This is a genomic window from Burkholderia sp. Bp8998, from assembly GCF_003854235.1.
Classification (GTDB): domain Bacteria; phylum Pseudomonadota; class Gammaproteobacteria; order Burkholderiales; family Burkholderiaceae; genus Burkholderia.
In genome coordinates, this window is sequence record NZ_QTQF01000062.1 from 1 (window position 1) to 18,763 (window position 18,763).

The following is an 18,763-nucleotide window of genomic DNA, read 5'->3' on the forward strand; positions in this document are numbered from 1 at the left end:
TCTTTTCTTCTTCATCGGCATATCCATGACTTTTACACCTCATGATATGCCTCGCCCACGAAATCACGGATAGGTCCCGATCACCCGCCTCACACCTGCGTCCGCCCCCTCGCCTCCGCGTCAACCTCACGCAGCGACTTCCCACGCGTCTCCTTCGCAAGCCCCACGCACACGATCGAGATCACCGCCGCGGCGACCAGATAAAACGCGATCGGCGTCGACGAGTGATAGCGCTCGAGCAGCGACAGCCCGATCAGCGGCGCGAGCGACCCCGCCATCAGCGGCGCGACCTGGTAGCACAGCGACAGCGCGGTATAGCGCACGTTGGTCGGGAACATCTCGGTCATCAGCGCCGAATACGGCGAGTACGTCATCGATTCGATGAACAGGCCGAGTACGATCGCGGCCATGATGATCCAGTCGTTGCCGGTGTCCATCATCGGGAACGCGACGAAGCCCCATCCGGCGGTCAGCACCGCACCCGTCAGATACACGGGCTTGCGGCCGACGATATCCGACATCAGCCCCATCAGCGGGATGAAGAAGAAATGGATCGCGTTGGCCGCGAACATCAGCTTCAGGATCCGCGTGGTGTCGAAGCCGACGACCAGCTTCAGGTAGGTCAACGAAAACGTGACGACCATGTAATACAGGATGTTCTCGGCAAACCGCGCGCCAATGCCGATCAGCACCTGCCGCCAGTGATACTTCAGCACGTGGCCCACGCCGAGCTGCTTCTCCTGCTTCTGCGCGCGGCGCGCCTGCGCTTCCTTGAAGATCGGCGCATCGTCGACCTTGCGGCGAATCCAGAAGCCGATCAGCACCACCACCGCCGAGAACCAGAACGCCGCGCGCCAGCCCCATGCCAGGAAGTCGGCTTCGGACAGCGAACTCGACAGCACCAGCAGGATGATCGTCGCGACGAGGTTGCCGGCCGGCACGCCGGCCTGCGGCCAGCTGGCCCAGTAGCCGCGGCGGTTGTCCGGGCTGTGTTCGCTGACCAGCAGGATCGCGCCGCCCCACTCGCCGCCGAACGCGAAGCCCTGGATCAGGCGCAGCGACACCAGCAGCACCGGCGCCCAGTAGCCGATCGCATCGAAGGTCGGCAGGCAGCCCATCAGGAACGTCGTGATGCCGACCACGATCAGGCTGACCTGCAGCAGATACTTGCGGCCGAACTTGTCGCCGTAGTAGCCGAACACCAGCCCGCCGATCGGGCGCGCGGCGAACCCCACCGCATACAGTGCGAACGCGGCGAGCAGCCCGTCGATCGGGTTGCCCGTCTTCTTGAAGAAGTGCGTGCCGAACACCAGCGCCGATGCCGTTCCATACAGGAAGAACTCGTACCACTCCGCCACCGACCCGACCATCGACGCGGCGACGACCCGCTTCAATTCCCGTTTCGATGCCGTGTCCTGCACGGCTGCCGCACCACCAGGCGAGACTGCCTCGCCGACCTGACTTGTCATCTCCGAATCTCCTCTCGTTGTCTTCCATTTCCCTTGACGGGCCGGTTCGCGAGTAAGCGCGCCGAACGATTTTATACAATATTCAATACACGATCCACGCAATCTCAAAAATACCTTCGGCAGAAATGCGACGCCCCGTAACGACGCCCTTCGTCATGCCCTTTTTATTTTATATTGTATAAAATATGCGAACTGGCTAGAATGCACTCGTCGATGGCTGACTCTCGGGCGAAACCGGAGGCAACGTTTCGGCACCGAGGCAAACAAGAGGTGGCCAGCCGCCGTCCGGATCACGAGCAGCACCGACGAGACGGCGAGCGCGCGTACCGCCCACGTTGCCAGCAATGGCAGTTGACCCTATCTGAATGTGAGGAAACGAGATGAGCGACAACATTTTTACCGGCACCATTCCGGCCCTGATGACGCCGTGCACGGCTGACCGTCAGCCGGATTTCGACGCGCTGGTGAAGAAGGGCAAGGAACTGGTGGCACTCGGCATGCGCGCGGTGGTGTATTGCGGCTCGATGGGCGACTGGCCGCTGCTGACCGAAGCGCAGCGCCAGGAAGGCGTCGCGCGCCTGGTCGAAGCCGGCGTCCCGACGATCGTCGGCACCGGCGCAGTGAATTCGAAGGAAGCCGTGTCGCACGCCGCGCATGCCGCGAAGGTCGGCGCGCACGGCCTGATGGTGATTCCGCGCGTGCTGTCGCGCGGCGCATCGCCGGCCGCCCAGAAGGCGCACTTCGCCGCGATCCTGAACGCCGCGCCGAACCTGCCGGCCGTGATCTACAACAGCCCTTACTACGGCTTCGCGACCCGCGCCGACCTGTTCTTCGAACTGCGTCGCCAGCACCCGAACCTGATCGGCTTCAAGGAATTCGGCGGCGCGGCCGACATGCGCTACGCGGCCGAGAACATCACATCGCAGGACGACAGCGTGACGCTGATGGCCGGCGTCGACACGCAAGTCTTCCACGGCTTCGTGAACTGCGGTGCCGCAGGCGCGATCACCGGCATCGGCAACGCGCTGCCGCGCGAAGTGCTGCAACTGGTCGACCTGTGCAAGAAGGCCGCGCAAGGCGATGCGGTGGCGCGCGTGCGTGCGAAGGAACTGGAAGCGGCGCTGGCCGTGCTGTCGTCGTTCGACGAAGGCTGCGACCTGGTCCTGTTCTACAAGCACCTGATGGTGCTGAACGGCGACAAGGAATACACGCTGCACTTCAACGAGACCGATGCACTGAGCGACGCGCAACGCAACTACGCGGAAGCGCAGTACACGCTGTTCCGCAACTGGTATGCGAACTGGTCGAAGAGCATCGTGTAAGCGCGCTCGCACGATCCCGTGCGATCCCGTGCAATCCCGTACGATAAGCGGCCGTGACACGGTCGCGTGATGGAACAGAAAAGCCACGGAGCGATCCGTGGCTTTTTTCTTGTCCGCGCCCTGCCTTTCGATCGCGCATTCGCGCGCGCCCGGCGGGCACCCGCCGCATCAGTGGTGCTGCACGACCGCCCCGCTCGCCCGCTCCTGTTCCGTGACTTCGGTGCGGCAATGACCGATCGCGTACAACGCACCGGCCGCGGCGAGCGCCGGCACCGCAAGCAGGCTGAACACATCGCCGAAGCGCCAGCCGAGGCCCATCAGCATCGCGCCGGCGAAGGCCCCGGCCACGCCGCCGATCCGTCCGATGCCGAGCATCCACGCCACGCCCGTCGCGCGGCACCGCGTCGGATACAGGCTCGCCGCATACGCCGACATCGACGTCACCGCACTCGTCACCACGGTGCCGCACAGGAAGATCAGCGTGCCGAGCCACGCGGCATGCCCGATCGTGCGGCTCGCCACGAGCACCAGCAGCGCGGCCACGACATACGCGCAGACGATCGTCCGGTTCGGATTGAAGCGATCCATCAGCCATCCGACACCGAGATTGCCGAGCACGCCGCCCAGCGGGAACAGCGATGTCATCAGCGCGCCGCCTTCGGCGCTGAAGCCCGCGTCGCGAAGCAGCGTCGGCATCCAGTTGGTCAGCAGGTAATAGATCAGCAGCCCCATGAAGTAGGCCGCCCACAGCATCAGCGTGCGCGAACGAAACTGCGCGGACAGCACCTGCGCGAGCGCGGACGCCCCGCCGGCCCGCGGGCGCGCGCCGGCTGCCGCGAACGTGCAGTCGTCGAAGCGCGCGTTCGGCGCGATCCGCGCGAGAATCCGCGCGATGCGCGCATGCGTGCCCGGGCGCGCCGCAAGATACTGCGCGGACTCGGGCAACAGCATCACGAGCGCGACAGCCAGCGCGATCGGCCCGATGCCGCCCGCGGTCAGCACGCTTTGCCAGCCGAAATGCGGAATCAGCCATGCCGACGTGATGCCGCCCACCGCGAGCCCGCACGAGAAGCCGCAGAACATCGCGTTGACGGCCACGCCGCGGATACGGGACGGTGCATATTCAGACATCAGCGTGACGGCGTTCGGCATCGCCGCGCCGAGGCCCAACCCGGTCAGGAAGCGAAAGGCGGTCAGCGCTTCGATCGACTGCGCGTGCGCGGACACCATGCTCCATGCGCCGAAGCAGGCCACCGACAGCACGAGCACGGTCTTGCGGCCGAGGCGGTCGGCGCAGGGCCCGGCCGCGAGTGCGCCGATGCCGAGCCCGGCCAGCGCCGCGCTCATCACCGGGCCGAGCGCGCTGCGCGCGATGCCCCAGTCATGCGTCAGCGCGGGCGCGATGAAGCCGATCGCGGCCGTGTCGTAACCGTCGGCGGCCACGACCAGAAAGCACAGGATCAAAATCAGCCATTGACAGGGGGAAAAGCGTTCGGCGTCGATGAACGACTGCACGTCGAGCGTACGCGTTGGGGTTCTCATCATGTGTCTCCTTTGGAATCAGCGCGTCAGGTACGCGAGGCTCGGGAATTCGACGCGGCGGATGATGCGGCTCTCCTGCGCGACGATCAGATGACCGGACGCCTGCAGATACGCGGGCCAGTCCGGGTCGGCATCGCGCGCGGTGCGCCGTGCGTCGTAGTCGGCGATGCTGTCGTAGCCCCACAGATGGACGACCTGGTTCAATGCGCCGATATCGCTCATGTAGAAGCCGACGGGCGCACCGAGATACTTCACCTGGATCGGCATCGCGAGCCGGTCGAAGATCTCGATGAACTCCGCCATGCCGCGTGGGCGGATCGTGTAGATGCGATGGTCGACGAATGCTTTCGCGGTAGTCATGGTCTGCTCCGGATTCAGGCGGTCGCGCGCGTGTCGGCGGGATGCGCCGCGGGTGCAGGCTGCATCGGTTCGGTGAGGTCGGTCAGGTCGGTGAGCCCCGCGATATGGCGCGCGCTCAGGTAGCCGAACGTCATGATCGGGCCGAGCGTGATGCCCGCGCCCGGATAGTTGCCGCCCATGATGCTGGCGCGATCGTTGCCGACCGCGTACAGGCCGGCGATCGGCCGGTCGGCGGCGGCGAGCACCTGGCCGACCGCATTGGTCCGGATGCCGTCGAAGGTGCCGAGATCGCCCATCACGACCTTCAGCGCGTAGTACGGCCCGTCGCCGAGCGGCGCCACGCACGGATTCGGACGATGGTCGGCGTCGCCCAGATAGCGGTTGAACGATGTCGTGCCGCGACCGAATTCGGGATCCTCGCCGCGCACGGCGTCGTGGTTGTAGCGCCGCACGGTCGCCTCCAGATTCGCCGCATCGATGCCGGCCCGCCGGGCGAGTTCCGCCAGCGTGCGGCCCTGCACGATATAACCGTTGCGCAGCAGCGGCCCCAGCGGCACCGGTGCGGGTTTCGCGAAACCGAGCCCGTATTGGCGGATCGTCGTGCGATCGCACACCAGCCACATCGCCGTCTCGGTTTCGTCGCGGCATGCGGCGATCATCGCCGCGCCGACGTCGTGGTACGAATTCGATTCGTTGGTGAAACGCGTGCCACGGCGGGTCACGCCGATCACGCCCGGCTTGTAGCGATCGAGCAGATGCGGAAACACCCCGAAGCGGCCGTCGCCGAGCGGCACGCGCGACACGGGCATCCATGCGGCCGGCTGCGGATAGCGAATCTCCACGCGGCCGCCGGCCCGCTCGGCGAGCGTCGCGCCGTCGCCGGTGTTGCCGGTCGGCACGGGCGACACATGCTCGCCGCCGCGCGCAACGTGCGGGTAAGCACGCGCGATTCGCGCGACGTCGTGCGAGAAGCCGCCGCTCGCGAGCACAACCGCGCGGCGCGCGGTGATGCGATACGTCGCGCCGTCCGCCCCGACCACCGCGCCGACGACGCGGCCACCGTCCATCACGAGTTCGCGGGCCGGCGTGTTCGTCAGGATCGGGATCCCGAGGTCCAGCGCGGACTTCGCGAGTCGCGCCGCGAGCGCGTTACCGCTCGTGATCTGCACGCCGCGCCGGTACAGCGCGAGATCCTTCAGATGCGAGGCAAGCCGCTTCGTCACGTACCACGCGGACTTGAGCGAGCGCGTCGCGTTGAAGAAGTGCTTCAGGTCCGCATTCGACGAATTGAACATCATCCCGATGAACGTGATCGTCTTCAATGGCGGACGCAGGCGTTCGAGATCGCGCCCGAGCCGCCGCGCATCGTACGGCGCGGCAACCACCGAGCGGCCGATGTCGACGCCGCCGGGCACGTTCGGGTGATAGTCGGGATACAGCGTCGGGACGAATTTCACGTCCGTTTCGCGCTCGAAGAATTCGAGCATGCGCGGGCCGTGCTCGAGAAAGGCCTCGATCGCCACATCGTCGTGGAACGCGCCCGTCTCGCCGCGCAAATACGTGCGCGCCGCGTCGCGCGTATCGCGCACGCCGTTGGCGCTCGCGTGGTGATTGCCGGGAATCCACAGCACACCGCCGGAAAACGCGGTCGTGCCGCCGAAGCACGCTTCCTTCTCGACGACGATCACGTCGAGGCCGGCCTTTCGTGCGGTAATGGCAGCGGACAAGCCGCCGGCCCCCGATCCGATCACGAGCAGATCGCACGTGACGTGCGTCGAACGCTGCTGATCGTTCATCATGTCTTCCTCCGTCTCTGTCATAGCCCTGCCGCCGCTTCGCCGAGTTCGGGCTTCGAGCCGCCCGTCCGGCACGGCAAGGTCGTTGAATCAGCGTGCGCCGGCCTCGTAGCCGGGCCGCGGCACGAGATCCATCAGCATCGCGTCGAGGCCGCCGTCGACCACCAGTTCCGCGCCATTCACATACGCGGCACGCGGACTGGCGAGAAACGCGACGACGTTCGCGATGTCGTCCGGCCGGCCGATGCGCCGGCTCGCGGTCATCGCGCTGCGGCGCGCCTCGATGTCGCCGCTCGCGTAGAACGACTCGGACAGCGGCGTGCGGATCATCCCGGGGCACACGGTGTTGCTGCGGATGCCGCGCGGCCCCCACTCCGCCGCGAGTTGCCGCGCCAGCATCGCGACCGCCGCCTTGCTCGCGCTGTACGCGCCGCTATGCGTCTGCGGGTAGCGGGCCGCGATCGACGCGACATGCACCAGCGCGCCCGAGCCGCGCGCCAGCATCGCGCGCCCGAACGCCTGCGAGCACAGCATGTAGCCGGTGAGATTGACCTGCAGCATCGCGTTCCACGCGTCGAGGCCGATGGTCTCGATGCCGCCGGCACGCAACAGGCCGGCGTTGTTCACGAGCACGTCCGCGGGACCGAGATCGCGCTCCACGCGTTCGGCGGCCTGGGTCACGCTGGCGGCATCGCCGATATCGCAGCCGATTGCGACGACGTCGCCGCCTGTCGCGCGCAGCCGATCGGCGAGCGCGATGGTCCCGTCCGCATCGCGGTCGAGCAGTGCGACCCGCGCGCCGGCCGACACGAACGCTTCCACGATCGACGTACCGATGCCCCCCGCCGCCCCGGTCACGACACACACCTGCCCGTCGAGACGAAGCCAGTCCCGCGGTCGATTGTCTGCTTGCGATATCATTAGGTATCCTTTTTAAATAGGCTGGAAATGTCCGGCTCGATCCGGTACACGCTGCCCGAACGTCGCGCGATGGGTCCACTGCAAGCGCGACGTCGATGAGAAAAGTATAGAAGCGCGCATCGCGCGGAAATTGGACAAACGCCGCAAGCAACAGGACAATTTGTACACAGGAGGCCGCGCGGCATGAGGAGAATCCCTAACTACGATCTGTATGGCGAATCGGCTCGTCCGCCTTGGTACGACGCGTTCAACTTCGAATGGATACCGGAGCGCAGCCGGCCGAACGACTGGCATATCGCCGCGCACCGTCACGATGCGCTATTGCAGATTTTGTACATCCGCGGCGGGCACGGGCATGTCGTGATCGAGAGCGTGAAGCACACGTTCACGCCGCCGTGCCTCGTGCTGCTGCCCGCGCAGACGGTCCATGCATTCGAGTTCTCGCCGCAGATCGACGGGCTCGTGATCACGGTCGTGCAGCGCGCGCTGGAAACGCTGGTCAAGACGGCCGCGCCGGGCGCGTTGTCGATCCTGCAACGGGCGGCGGTGATCCCGGTCAAGGGGGCGGACGCAAGCGTGTCGATGCTGATGCCGCTGTTCGCCTTGCTCGAACAGGAATTCCGCAGCACGTCACGCGGGCGCGGCGCGGCCGGGATGGCATTGCTGGTCGCGCTCGTCGTTCATGTCGCGCGCCTGGGCGATCTCGCGGCAGCGCCGTCGCATGCCGGCACCGACCGGCGCGGAACCTTGCTGCGGCGTTTTCGCGAGCTGATCGACACGCATTTTCGCGAGCATCGCCCGGTGGAATTCTATGCGGACCGGCTCGGCGTGACGGCCGCGCAGCTTGCGCGCGTCTGCCGGGACGAATTGGGAATCTCGACGACGGCGGTCGTCAACGCGCACGTGATTCGTGAAGCGCAGCGCGATCTGGTTTATTCGAATTTGAGCGTGAAGCAGATCGCGCACGAGATGGGTTTTGCGGACAGCGCGTACTTCAGCCGCTATTTCCGCAAGCAGACCGGCGTGACGCCGGGCGAGTTCAGGGAGTCGGCTCTTCGCGACCTGATGCCGGGCCGGTCGTGAGTCGGTCCGTTTCGCACGTTGGGGCCGGTCGCGGCTCGTGGTTGCCGCGACCGGAATTGCCGACTCCGTGCCCGCGCGTCAGACCGCAACCGCGCCGACGTAGTTTTCGGCCATCGCCATCGCCGCCGGGCGCGATGTCGTCACATGCTCGAGCTCCGCGACCTGCAAACGCTGCTCGAACGGCGACGCGTCGTCGAGGCGATGCATCATGCGCGTCATCCAGTACGAGAAGTGTTCCGCGCGCCAGATGCGGCGCAGCGCGGTTTCGCTGTACGCGTCGAGCAGGTCGGTGCGGTCTTCGTCGTAGAACGCCTGCAGCGCGGACGTCAGGATGCGCACGTCCGACACGGCGAGGTTGAGGCCCTTCGCGCCGGTCGGCGGCACGATATGCGCGGCGTCGCCGGCCAGGAACAGGCGGCCGTGCTGCATCGTGGTCGACACGAAGCTGCGCATGCCGACGATGTTCTTCTGGAAGATCCGGCCTTCCACGACCTGCTGGCCGTCGGCGGAGTCGACGCGCGCATGCATCTCGGCCCAGATGCGATCGTCGGACCAGTTGTCGACCGAATCCTTCGGGTCGCACTGGAAATACATGCGCTGCACGTTCGGCGAACGCGTGCTGACGAGCGCGAAGCCGCGTTCGTGGCGCGCGTAGATCAGTTCGTCCGACGACGGCGGTGCCTCGACGAGAATGCCGAACCAGCCGAACGGAAAGACCCGTTCGTAGTCCTGCCGCAGCGCGGCGGGGATCATCGTGCGCGACACGCCCTGCGAGCCGTCGCAGCCGATCACGAAGTCGCAGTCGAGCGTCTGCTCGACGCCGTCGTGCACGAAGCGGATCGACGGCGCATCGGTGTCGATGCCGGAAATCGTCGTCCCGGACACGTTGAAGTACGGCGCCCCGCCGGCCGCGACGCGCGCGGCCACGAGATCCTTCAGCACCTCGTGCTGCGCATAGACGGTAATCGCCTTGCCGGTCAGCTCGGTGAGATCGATGCGGCGGCGCTTGCCTTCGAATGCCAGCTCGAAGCCGTGATGCAGCGCACCTTCCGCTTTCATCCGTTCGCCGACGCCCGATTCGGCCAGCACGTCCATCGTGCCCTGTTCGAGCACGCCGGCGCGGATGGTGGACTCGATCTGTTCGCGGCTGCGCGACTCGAGCACGACCGACTCGATGCCGCGCAGATGAAGAAGATGAGAAAGCAGCAGGCCCGCGGGCCCTGCGCCGATGATGCCGACTTGCGTACGCATGAATGTCTCCGGGTGGAATTGATTTTGCGCAAGTTTGGCGGCGGCGCAGGCTATCCCGCAACGCGATATCCGGAATATGGACTATCTCGATAGTAGATAAAGGCGGGGCGCGCTTCACGACGTGCGCGTGTGCACCCGCCCGGTCAGGGTTTCATCGTCGCCAGCCGCGACTCCATCCCGTCGATCTTCGCGAGCAGCGCATTGCCGGGTTTCGTCACATGACGCGGCATGCCGGGGATCGCCGGCAGCGCTTCGATCCGCCCGCGCCAGTAACTCGGACGACTCACGCGCATCGCGCACGGCATCACCGCATCGCCGGTACCGGCATCGCTTTCCAGCAGCGCGACCATTCTCTCGATATGAGAGAGCTCGCGCTCCACACATAGTCTGTCGTCAGCATGGAGGGTGACTCCCGCAATCCGGCACCTGGCCTGTCGTCATCGGCGCGCCGCCGCGTGGTCTTTTCGCGGAACCCGCCGGTTTCGCTTCCCGTCACGGTACGTACGTCCCGTGTCGGAACACCGCCGCCCCGTATGTGGCGTGTCGTCGCTCGACCGAAGGTCGCAAACGCATGACGACCGCGGGCACGGCCGTGTCCGGCGGCTGAAACCGCGCTCAGCCGCGCCGGCTACGCGCGCCCTTGCGCGCGCCCGCATCCGCCGGCGGCTCGCCCGCGCTCAGCCGGTCCAGCTGCCGGACGATCTCCGCACGCAGCTCGGCCGAAATCTCCACGCTGTCGAGCAGCTCCGAGATCCACAGCCCGTCGGCCGCGAGCCGGCAGATCATCAGCGTCGCCGCCTGTGCGAGCGGCACCGGGTCCGGCCGCGTCCACTCGCGCATCGGCACCGACCAGCGCGCGCGCGTCTCCTGCTCGGTGATCATCGATGCGACCAGCACGCGCAGCACGTCGGTGCTCGCGGCCGGCTGCGCGGTGTCGAGCACCGCATGCAGATATGCGCGCGCCGCCGCGCCATCACCGTGCGAATCGGCCGCCCGGCGCGCGGCCATCTGCGTCGCGAAGCGCTCGGTCGCCTGCCCGAACAGCGCATCGAGCAAGCCCTGCTTGTTCGCGAAGTGATACTGCAGCGCGCCTTTCGTCACGCCCGCGCGCTCGGCAACCGCGTCGAGCGTCAACGCGGCCACGCCGTGACGGGTTGCGATTTCCGACGCGGCTTCCAGCAGCTGCGCGCGCACCAGTTCCGGCGCCTTTTTTCGCCGCACGCCGGCGACGGGCGCGGGCGTGGGCGCGGGCGTGGGCGCTGCCGGTGTTTCGGCGCCCCGCGCGTCGGCCGGTTCTGCCGGTTCAGCCGTGTCGACGGGTGCGGAGCGGTCGCGCGGAGCAGGTTCGAGGCGTTTTTTCATGGGGGCGATGGTAGCACCCGCAGTCTCGATATAAACATTCCGGCCGGATGGTATGATCCGCCCCATGAACAAACCCGCCCCCTCCTCCTGGTCCGCGCTCGACACCGCGATCGCCCGTGGACGCGACGCGCTGATGCGTCTTCAGCAGCCCGACGGCAGCTGGTGTTTCGAACTCGAATCCGACGCGACGATCACCGCGGAATACATCCTGATGATGCATTTCATGGACAAGATCGACGACGCGCGCCAGGAGAAGATGGCGCGCTACCTGCGCGCGATCCAGCGTCTCGACACGCACGGCGGGTGGGACCTGTACGTCGACGGCGACCCGGACGTGTCATGCAGCGTGAAGGCCTACTTCGCGCTGAAGGCCGCCGGCGACAGCGAGCATGCGCCGCACATGGTCCGCGCGCGCGATGCGATCCTGAAGCTCGGCGGCGCGGCGCGCGCGAACGTGTTCACGCGCATCCTGCTCGCGACGTTCGGCCAGGTGCCGTGGCGCGCGGCGCCGTTCATGCCGATCGAATTCGTGCTGTTCCCGAAGTGGGTGCCGATCTCGATGTACAAGGTCGCGTACTGGGCGCGCACGACGATGGTGCCGCTGCTCGTGCTGTGCTCGCTGAAGGCGCGTGCGCGCAACCCGCGCAACATCGCGATCCCCGAACTGTTCGTCACACCCCCTGACCAGGAGCGCCAGTACTTCCCGCCCGCGCGCGGGATGCGCCGCGCGTTCCTCGCGCTCGATCGCGTGGTGCGCCACGTGGAGCCGCTGCTGCCGAAACGGCTGCGGCAACGCGCGATCCGGCATGCGGAAGCGTGGTGCGCGGCGCGCATGAACGGCGAGGACGGCCTCGGCGGGATCTTTCCGCCGATCGTGTACAGCTACCAGATGATGGACGTGCTCGGCTACCCGGACGATCATCCGCTGCGCCGCGACTGCGAGAACGCGCTGGAGAAGCTGCTGGTCACGCGCCCCGACGGCAGCGTGTACTGCCAGCCGTGCCTGTCGCCGGTATGGGATACCGCGTGGAGCACGATGGCGCTCGAACAGGCGCGCGGCGTGGCCGCGCCGGAAGCCGGCGCGCCCGCGAGTGAGCAGAATGAACTCGACGCACGCATCGCGCGCGCATACGACTGGCTGGCGGAGCGCCAGGTGAACGACCTGCGCGGCGACTGGATCGAGAACGCGCCCGCCGACACGCAACCGGGCGGCTGGGCGTTCCAGTATGCGAACCCGTACTACCCCGACATCGACGACACCGCGGTCGTCACCGCGATGCTCGACCGCCGCGGCCGCACGCATCGCAACGCGGACGGCTCGCATCCGTATGCGGCCCGCGTCGCACGTGCGCTCGACTGGATGCGCGGGCTGCAATCGCGCAACGGCGGCTTCGCGGCCTTCGACGCCGACTGCGACCGCATGTACCTGAACGCGATCCCGTTCGCCGATCACGGCGCGCTGCTCGACCCGCCGACCGAGGACGTGTCGGGCCGCGTGCTGCTGTGCTTCGGCGTCACGAAGCGCGCGGACGACCGCGCGTCGCTCGCGCGCGCGATCGACTACGTGAAGCGCACGCAGCAGCCCGACGGCAGCTGGTGGGGCCGCTGGGGCACGAACTACATCTACGGCACGTGGAGCGTGCTGGCCGGGCTCGCGCTCGCGGACGAAGACCCGTCGCAGCCGTACATCGCCCGCGCGCTCGCGTGGCTGCGTGCGCGACAGCACGCGGACGGCGGCTGGGGCGAGACCAACGACAGCTACATCGACCCGGCGCTCGCCGGCACCAATGCGGGCGAAAGCACGTCGAACTTCACCGCGTGGGCACTGCTCGCGCAGATGGCGTTCGGCGACTGCGAATCCGATTCGGTGAAACGCGGCATCGCGTATCTGCAATCGGTGCAGCAGGACGACGGCTTCTGGTGGCACCGGTCGCACAATGCGCCAGGCTTTCCGCGCATCTTCTACCTGAAGTATCACGGCTATACCGCGTACTTCCCGCTGTGGGCGCTCGCGCGCTATCGGCGCCTGGCCGGCGCGCGCGCCGTGCCTGCGGCCACGGCCACGGACGCCGCGCTCGCCTGAACGACGGCGCGGCGGTCGCGCGTTACGGCTTGCCGTCCAGCGACTCGACGATCCGGTACGCGGTCTTCACGCGATCCTCGATCGGAAAGCTGCGGTTCGCGAGCATCACGATCGCGATCCGCTTCGCGGGGACGAACGCGACATAGGTGCTGAAGCCGCTCGTCGAGCCGGTCTTGTTGATCCACGTGTCCGGGCGCGGCGCGAGCGGCGGCTCGAGTTCGGTCGCGGGCGTCGCGTCGTGAAGCATCGGCGGCGCATTCCCTTCGAGCAGCGTCGATAGCGAGACCGGATACGGATACTGTTCCCAGATCAGGTCCTGCGTGAACGGCCCCGCACGGAAATAGCCGGTGTGCGTGCGCTCGAGCGCACGCCGCAGCCGCGGCGCCGTTTCGACGAGCCCCATGTTCGCCTGCACGAAGCGCAACAGGTCGGCCGCCGTCGTCCGGACGCCGTACGCCGGCTGCCACAGCATGCCGCCCGTCATCCGGATCGGCTTGCCGTCCTGCGTATAGCCCTGCGCATAGTCGGCCTGGCGCGCGGCGGGCACGTTGATGTACGTCTGCGTCATCCCGAGCGCGGGGAACAGCCGCTGCTCCATCAGCGCCGCGAAGTCGCGGTTCATCGCCTTCGCGGTGAGCTGGCCGAACATCCCGATCGCGACGTTCGAGTACGTGCGACGCGTGCCCGGCGCGTACGCGGGCCGCCACGCGTCGAGGTAGCGCATCAGGCCCGCGTCGTCGCGGATGCTGTCGGGCACCTGCAGCGGCATCCCGCCCGGCGTGTGCGTGCCGAGCTCGAGCAGCGTCACGCCGCCGAACGGCGTGCCCTGCAGCGCGGGCAGGTACTTGGCCGCGGGATCCGACAGCGACAGCTCGCCGCCCTCCTGCGCATCGGACGCGAGCGTCGCGGTCAGCGTCTTGCTGACGGAGCCGATCTCGAACAGGGTGTCGCCGGTCACCGGCTTGCCGGTTTGCGTCGACATCACGCCGTAGTCGAACACGTAGGGCTTGCCGTCGGCGACGATGCCGATCGCCATGCCCGGAATGGCGAACTGCTTCATCAGCGGCGCGATGTTGCGGGTCACGGTGTCGTGAATCTCGTCGGGCGTGGCGGCGGCCGCGCGGCCGGCCGTGACGGCCGCGCACGCGGCGACGAACAGGGTCGCGGCGATGCGGATCGCGTTGAATCGCATGGTGGCGGTTCCTTCGATTTTCTGATGGTTGTGTGAACAACAGGTCCGGCCGCGCCGCGCGGTGGCCCTCGGCGGCCGGCCTGGCGAAGCACGACTATCCGCTGCCGGCCGCCCGTCAACAATCGATGAAATTTTGCGCGAGCCTAAAGAAAATCTTATGCGGCGCGTGAACCGACCATGCGGACGTCAGTCCCGTCGCGACGAAGCGCGAGCGCTCGATGCGCGGCGCGGCGCCGTATCGTCAGGCCTGCGTCGACACCAGCCCGCCGGACGTCGAGCCGCCCGACTTCTGGATCGCCTGCGCAAGCTGCGCGATCGCCGTCGACAGCGCGGCCGAGATCGTGCTGGCTTCCGCGCTCAGCGTCTGCTGCTCGATCGCCGCGGCCGGATCGTTCTTCGCACGTTGCGCGGCGGCCGACATGTGCTGCTGCAGCTGCGCGAGCTGCTTCTGCAGGCGCTCGATGAGTTGCTTCAGCTGCTTGACCGCGGGATCCTCGACCGAGGATCCCGACGCGCCCGGCGTTTCGCCGGCGGCGCCGGACGGCGCGGCACCGCTTGCCGGCGCCTTCGTTGCGCCGCCCGTCGGCGACGACGCAGCCGCCGTGGCCGTCGACGCGACACCGACGACGGACGGGCTGGCGGTCGCATTGCCGGCGGCGCGCGCGGTCTGCGTGGCGGAAGAGAGATCGATCTGCATCGTGTCGGTCCGTAATGAGTGTGCGACTCGGGTCGGTTGATCAGGGCATACCTTGCAACCGGTTTACGGTATTCGTCGGATAAAACTTGAGCCCCGCCTTCCGCGCGGCGCCGACGCGGCCGCGCAGCCGTTGCCGCGCGCCTTGTCGTGGCGCGGCACGCGGATTGTCGCGAAGGGGCCAGAATGACCGGCCGTCCACGCTGGTAAAATCGCGAGTTGGCCTGCTGCCGCAGCCCCCCGGCTGCTTCCGGCAAGGCCTCGCGGGCTCTCCCCGCACCGGCACCCGCCCGGTCGGGTGCGACACGCGATGCCGCCCGGCGCCGTCGCGGCGCGAGCCCCGCGCCCGCAGCGACACGGCGACGCGACGCCTTCGGCGCGCACACCCTTCATCACGCATTTCGAGGAATTCACGATGGCCCGCATCGGCGCCTTCTGCCTGACCACGTGGCTCGCGGCCGCGATTCTGTATTTCGGCCAGCATTCGGTCGCGATGATTGCGCTCAGCGGCGTGGTCGTATTCGGCGGATTCGACCTGCTGCGTCCGTAACGACGGCGGACGTGCGGCAGGCGCGGCACGCCACCGCGCTGAAAAACGCCGACCGGCGGCCCGCGGCGCGGCGTAAGATGCTGATCGGAATCGTCATCCTCGCGCAGCACGAACACCGCAGCCACTCACGCAAGGCCATCCGATCATGAAACAAGGCATTTTCGTCGCGACTCCCGCCTACGGTGGCATGTGCTACCTGCCTTACGTGAACGGGCTGCTGGATCTTCAGCGCGCGTGCCTGGACGCCGGCATCGAGTTCGAATACTTCTACCTCAGCGGCACCGCGTTGTTGCATCAGCAACGAAATGTCGCGGTCGAACGCTTCCTGCACAGCGACCTGTCGCACATGATGTTCATCGATGCAGACGTCGGTTTTCGCGGCTGCGACGTGATCCGGATGTTCGAACAGCAGCACGACGTGATGCTCGGGCTGTATCCGTCCAAGAGCATCAACTGGGCGGCGGTCGCCGAGGCCGCACGCTCGGATCCGTCGGCGCCACCCGAGCGGCTCGCGTTGTACAGCGCCGATTACAGCCAGACCGCGTATGCGATGAACGGCGCACAGACGCGGATCCAGCTCGATTCGGTGTCCGAAATCCACGCAGGCGGCGCCGGCCTGATGATGATCGCGCGCGGCGTATTCGAAAAGATGGCGCAGGCCTACCCCGAGACGCAGGTTCAGTTTCCACCGAGCTATCAGAGCCTGTCGCCGAATTCGACCTCCATGTACGAACATTTCGAATTCCTGCGCGAACCGGACGGGCGGTCGCTGTCGGAGGACCTGTCGTTCTGCAGGAAATGGCGGATGTGCGGCGGCAAGCTCCATGCGTGTTCGTGGTTCAAGACCGTCCACGCCGGCGTCTACCTCTACGAAGGCAACCTGCCGGCATTGCTCGGGCCATGAGCCGGTAGCGCGCGGGCTCGATTACGACGCGCTGCGGCCGTTCGACTGGCAGCGCATGCTCGACCGGCCCGATGACCGGTCACCGTCGGAACCTGCCCCCGGCGACCGACGCGCACCCGCGAAACGACCCTATCCCCGCACCGGCGCCCCATCCGGCAGCGCCGCCGCGAACGCGGCGTCGATGAACCGGATCACGTCATCGAGCGACGACGTGCACGTCGCGCCCGCGGCGAGCTCGCGAAACGCGCCGTCCGGCCCGAGGCAGATGAGCGGCTTGCGCCAGCGCCGCGCAAGCGCGATCTCCTCGGCCGTCCCGTGCCCGCCGGGCAGCGCGACGATCAGGTCGCTGCTCAGCACGTTCACGTAGTTCCGGTTGATCGTGTGCGGATCGGCGCCCGGTTCGCGGCGCGGCAGCGGCGTGAGGATCGGAATCTCGACGAACGGATGCGGGTAGCCGTCGAGCGGCACGAAGCCCGTGTGCGGATCAGCCTGCGTCGGCAGGATGCCGATCGATCGGCCGGCCCGCCCCGGCACGGCGGCAAACGCGCGCGCGACCGCCAGCATCACGCCCTGGCCACCGCCCGTCAGCAGGTTGAAGCCGGCCTGCGCGAGCCATGCGCCGAGCGGTTCGGAAAACGCGAGCCACGGTTCCTTGCCCGAGCCCATCACGCCGATCGTGTGGTTGTTGCATTGCATCGTGACTTCCCGTGTTGAATCGTTGAATGGCATGGCGGCGTGGCGCCAGGCCGCGACATCCGGCCACGCACCGCGCATCGTCATTCGAGTTCGACGCCCTTGAGCTCGGGGATCAGGAACAGCGTCGCGACCATGTCGAGCACGTAGAGGCCGGCAAGCAGCGCGATCGCCGTCTGGAACGAGTAGTGCGCGGCCAGCGCGCCGACCGCCACCGGCCCGAAGCCGCCGACCGCCCGGCCGATATTCCACAGCACGTTCTGCGCGGTCGCGCGTGCGGCGGTCGGATAGCCTTCGGACATCAGCGTGCCGTAGCCGCCGACCATCCCGTTGACGAACATCCCCATCAGCGCGCCGGCCCACAGCATCGCCGTCGGGTCCGACAGCCGCGCATACGCGATGACCGTCACGACCGAGCCGAACTGGTACAGCAGGAACGTCGGCTTGCGGCCGATGCGATCGGCGAGTTGCCCGAACGTCCAGACGCCGATCATCATCCCGACGACGGTCGCCGCCGTCCACAGCCCCGACTTCGTCAGCGAGAAGCCCATCTGTTTCGACAGGAAGGTCGGCAGCCAGATCATGATCCCGTAGTAGCCGAAGTTCTGGACCGAGCACAGGATCACGATGCCGAGACTCGTGCGCGCGGTGCGGGCGTCGGCCACGAGCATCCGGAACGCGTTGGCCCGCGGCTGCGTCGCGCGCTGCACGAAGACTTCCGGCTCGTGCAGCCGATTGCGCAGCAGCCACGCGAGCAGCGCGGGCAGCACGCCGACCACGAACATCCCGCGCCAGCCGATATGGAGCAGCAGCAGCGGTGTCAGCAGCGCGGCCAGCAGCACGCCGGCCTGCCAGCCGAGCGCGACATAGCACGACACGCGCGCCCGCTTGCTCGCCGGCCACGCTTCGGCCGCGAGCGCCATGCCGATCCCGAACTCGCCGCCGAGGCCGATGCCCGCGATGGTCCGATACACCAGCAGATCGCGGAAGCCCTGCGCGAACGCGCACAGGCCGGTGAAGACCGCGAACAGCATGATCGTCCAGGTGAGCACGCGCACGCGGCCGTAGCGGTCGCTCAGGGCACCGAACAGCATGCCGCCCGCGACGGCGCCGATCAGCGTCCACGTGACGAGCGCGCCGCCCTGCCCGGGTGTCAGTTGCAAAGCCGCGGTGATCGCCGGCAACATGAAGCCGAGGATCAGCAGGTCGAAGCCGTCCATCGCATAGCCGATCGCCGAGCCGGCCAGCGCCTTCCACGCGTACGCCCCGACCGGCTCCGCGTGCGGCGCCGCCGGATCGCCGAGCGCCGAAGATTTCATGTCTGCTGCCATGGTGTCCTGCCGGAAATGTCCGGGCGACATTCTAAGGCCTGTTCCCGCGCATGACGGGCCGGCGCACGGGCGCACGCGGAAAGCGCCGCGCTGCCCGCTTCCGGGAACGGCAGCAGGCAGCAGCGGTAATGAATTTGAAAGATATTGAAGCCGGCGATCCCGCAATCAGGCGGGACACCGAAAGAACGGAATGAAGCGGGTGTTGCGTGG

17 protein-coding genes are annotated in these 18,763 nt (G+C 67.5%); 5 read left to right on the forward strand and 12 right to left on the reverse strand.

Annotation, left to right across the window (positions count from 1 at the left end; all coding sequences use genetic code 11):
- Window positions 1-89 precede the first annotated feature (89 nt).
- Complete coding sequence (gene abaF / locus DIE06_RS34955; RefSeq protein WP_124665323.1) at window positions 90-1,469, reverse strand: fosfomycin efflux MFS transporter AbaF; 1,380 nt, start codon at window positions 1,467-1,469, stop codon at window positions 90-92.
- A 380-nt stretch (window positions 1,470-1,849) separates the two neighbouring features.
- On the opposite strand from abaF, the gene DIE06_RS34960 reads away from it, so the two are divergent.
- On the forward strand, window positions 1,850-2,791 hold the full coding sequence (locus DIE06_RS34960; RefSeq protein WP_124665324.1) for a dihydrodipicolinate synthase family protein: 942 nt from the start codon (window positions 1,850-1,852) through the stop codon (window positions 2,789-2,791).
- Between the two features lie 168 nt (window positions 2,792-2,959).
- Here DIE06_RS34960 and DIE06_RS34965 read toward each other — a convergent pair whose 3' ends face one another.
- The 4 genes from DIE06_RS34965 to DIE06_RS34980 all read right to left on the reverse strand — a co-directional run bounded on the left by DIE06_RS34965 (window position 2,960) and on the right by DIE06_RS34980 (window position 7,410).
- Window positions 2,960-4,333, reverse strand: a complete 1,374-nt coding sequence (locus tag DIE06_RS34965; RefSeq protein WP_124665347.1) for an MFS transporter — start codon at window positions 4,331-4,333, stop codon at window positions 2,960-2,962.
- Window positions 4,334-4,351: 18 nt separating this feature from the next.
- Complete coding sequence (locus DIE06_RS34970; protein ID WP_124665325.1) at window positions 4,352-4,693, reverse strand: NIPSNAP family protein; 342 nt, start codon at window positions 4,691-4,693, stop codon at window positions 4,352-4,354.
- 14 nt (window positions 4,694-4,707) lie between these two features.
- Complete coding sequence (locus tag DIE06_RS34975) at window positions 4,708-6,513, reverse strand: FAD-dependent oxidoreductase (protein WP_124665326.1); 1,806 nt, start codon at window positions 6,511-6,513, stop codon at window positions 4,708-4,710.
- 66 nt (window positions 6,514-6,579) lie between these two features.
- Window positions 6,580-7,410 (reverse strand): SDR family NAD(P)-dependent oxidoreductase, encoded by an 831-nt coding sequence (locus DIE06_RS34980; RefSeq protein ID WP_124665327.1) that lies wholly within the window; start codon window positions 7,408-7,410, stop codon window positions 6,580-6,582.
- A 183-nt stretch (window positions 7,411-7,593) separates the two neighbouring features.
- Between DIE06_RS34980 and DIE06_RS34985 the strand changes: the two genes are divergently transcribed.
- The gene (locus tag DIE06_RS34985) at window positions 7,594-8,493 is read left to right on the forward strand and encodes a helix-turn-helix domain-containing protein (protein ID WP_124665328.1); all 900 of its coding nucleotides are present in this window, start codon (window positions 7,594-7,596) and stop codon (window positions 8,491-8,493) included.
- 78 nt (window positions 8,494-8,571) lie between these two features.
- Here DIE06_RS34985 and DIE06_RS34990 read toward each other — a convergent pair whose 3' ends face one another.
- From DIE06_RS34990 to DIE06_RS35000, 3 genes are all read right to left on the reverse strand, one after another.
- A complete protein-coding gene (locus DIE06_RS34990; protein WP_124665329.1) occupies window positions 8,572-9,744 on the reverse strand; it encodes a 4-hydroxybenzoate 3-monooxygenase in 1,173 nt (390 codons plus the stop codon).
- A gap of 143 nt (window positions 9,745-9,887) precedes the next feature.
- Complete coding sequence (locus tag DIE06_RS34995; RefSeq protein ID WP_124665330.1) at window positions 9,888-10,094, reverse strand: hypothetical protein; 207 nt, start codon at window positions 10,092-10,094, stop codon at window positions 9,888-9,890.
- 265 nt (window positions 10,095-10,359) lie between these two features.
- On the reverse strand, window positions 10,360-11,106 hold the full coding sequence (locus tag DIE06_RS35000; RefSeq protein WP_124665331.1) for a TetR/AcrR family transcriptional regulator: 747 nt from the start codon (window positions 11,104-11,106) through the stop codon (window positions 10,360-10,362).
- A 52-nt stretch (window positions 11,107-11,158) separates the two neighbouring features.
- Here DIE06_RS35000 and shc point away from each other — a divergent pair, with 52 nt between their 5' ends.
- Window positions 11,159-13,189, forward strand: a complete 2,031-nt coding sequence (gene shc, locus DIE06_RS35005) for a squalene--hopene cyclase (protein ID WP_124665332.1) — start codon at window positions 11,159-11,161, stop codon at window positions 13,187-13,189.
- A 22-nt stretch (window positions 13,190-13,211) separates the two neighbouring features.
- Here shc and ampC read toward each other — a convergent pair whose 3' ends face one another.
- Both ampC and DIE06_RS35015 read right to left on the reverse strand, forming a co-directional pair.
- Complete coding sequence (gene ampC / locus DIE06_RS35010; RefSeq protein ID WP_124665333.1) at window positions 13,212-14,381, reverse strand: class C beta-lactamase; 1,170 nt, start codon at window positions 14,379-14,381, stop codon at window positions 13,212-13,214.
- A gap of 241 nt (window positions 14,382-14,622) precedes the next feature.
- Window positions 14,623-15,078, reverse strand: coding sequence for a hypothetical protein (locus DIE06_RS35015; protein WP_124665334.1), 456 nt, complete (start codon window positions 15,076-15,078; stop codon window positions 14,623-14,625).
- 412 nt (window positions 15,079-15,490) lie between these two features.
- Here DIE06_RS35015 and DIE06_RS39300 point away from each other — a divergent pair, with 412 nt between their 5' ends.
- Together DIE06_RS39300 and DIE06_RS35025 are read left to right on the forward strand one after the other, a co-directional pair.
- Window positions 15,491-15,625: a hypothetical protein gene (locus DIE06_RS39300; RefSeq protein ID WP_006750603.1), complete on the forward strand. Its 135-nt coding sequence runs from the start codon at window positions 15,491-15,493 to the stop codon at window positions 15,623-15,625.
- Window positions 15,626-15,770: 145 nt separating this feature from the next.
- Entirely contained in the window at window positions 15,771-16,529 is a 759-nt protein-coding gene (locus tag DIE06_RS35025) for a hypothetical protein (RefSeq protein WP_124665335.1), read from the forward strand.
- Window positions 16,530-16,658: 129 nt separating this feature from the next.
- On the opposite strand, the gene DIE06_RS35030 is transcribed toward DIE06_RS35025, so the two are convergent.
- Both DIE06_RS35030 and DIE06_RS35035 read right to left on the reverse strand, forming a co-directional pair.
- On the reverse strand, window positions 16,659-17,225 hold the full coding sequence (locus DIE06_RS35030) for a DNA-binding protein (RefSeq protein ID WP_185733555.1): 567 nt from the start codon (window positions 17,223-17,225) through the stop codon (window positions 16,659-16,661).
- 80 nt (window positions 17,226-17,305) lie between these two features.
- Window positions 17,306-18,553 carry an MFS transporter gene (locus DIE06_RS35035; protein ID WP_124665337.1) on the reverse strand — a complete coding sequence of 416 codons (1,248 nt, stop codon included), beginning with the start codon at window positions 18,551-18,553 and terminating at the stop codon, window positions 17,306-17,308.
- Window positions 18,554-18,763: the final 210 nt, after the last annotated feature.

Excerpts from the sequence above, each read along its gene's own strand:
- DIE06_RS39300 (WP_006750603.1), top strand. The coding sequence starts at position 15,491 with ATGGCCCGCATCGGCGCCTTCTGCCTGACCACGTGGCTCGCGGCCGCG.
- DIE06_RS34995 (WP_124665330.1), bottom strand. The coding sequence starts at position 10,094 with ATGGTCGCGCTGCTGGAAAGCGATGCCGGTACCGGCGATGCGGTGATG.
- DIE06_RS34980 (WP_124665327.1), bottom strand. The coding sequence starts at position 7,410 with ATGATATCGCAAGCAGACAATCGACCGCGGGACTGGCTTCGTCTCGAC.
- DIE06_RS34985 (WP_124665328.1), top strand. The coding sequence starts at position 7,594 with ATGAGGAGAATCCCTAACTACGATCTGTATGGCGAATCGGCTCGTCCG.
- DIE06_RS35015 (WP_124665334.1), bottom strand. The coding sequence starts at position 15,078 with ATGCAGATCGATCTCTCTTCCGCCACGCAGACCGCGCGCGCCGCCGGC.
- abaF (WP_124665323.1), bottom strand. The coding sequence starts at position 1,469 with ATGACAAGTCAGGTCGGCGAGGCAGTCTCGCCTGGTGGTGCGGCAGCC.
- DIE06_RS34970 (WP_124665325.1), bottom strand. The coding sequence starts at position 4,693 with ATGACTACCGCGAAAGCATTCGTCGACCATCGCATCTACACGATCCGC.
- DIE06_RS35025 (WP_124665335.1), top strand. The coding sequence starts at position 15,771 with ATGAAACAAGGCATTTTCGTCGCGACTCCCGCCTACGGTGGCATGTGC.
- DIE06_RS34990 (WP_124665329.1), bottom strand. The coding sequence starts at position 9,744 with ATGCGTACGCAAGTCGGCATCATCGGCGCAGGGCCCGCGGGCCTGCTG.
- DIE06_RS35035 (WP_124665337.1), bottom strand. The coding sequence starts at position 18,553 with ATGGCAGCAGACATGAAATCTTCGGCGCTCGGCGATCCGGCGGCGCCG.
- DIE06_RS35000 (WP_124665331.1), bottom strand. The coding sequence starts at position 11,106 with ATGAAAAAACGCCTCGAACCTGCTCCGCGCGACCGCTCCGCACCCGTC.
- DIE06_RS34965 (WP_124665347.1), bottom strand. The coding sequence starts at position 4,333 with ATGAGAACCCCAACGCGTACGCTCGACGTGCAGTCGTTCATCGACGCC.
- DIE06_RS34960 (WP_124665324.1), top strand. The coding sequence starts at position 1,850 with ATGAGCGACAACATTTTTACCGGCACCATTCCGGCCCTGATGACGCCG.
- DIE06_RS35030 (WP_185733555.1), bottom strand. The coding sequence starts at position 17,225 with ATGCAATGCAACAACCACACGATCGGCGTGATGGGCTCGGGCAAGGAA.
- shc (WP_124665332.1), top strand. The coding sequence starts at position 11,159 with ATGATCCGCCCCATGAACAAACCCGCCCCCTCCTCCTGGTCCGCGCTC.
- DIE06_RS34975 (WP_124665326.1), bottom strand. The coding sequence starts at position 6,513 with ATGACAGAGACGGAGGAAGACATGATGAACGATCAGCAGCGTTCGACG.
- ampC (WP_124665333.1), bottom strand. The coding sequence starts at position 14,381 with ATGCGATTCAACGCGATCCGCATCGCCGCGACCCTGTTCGTCGCCGCG.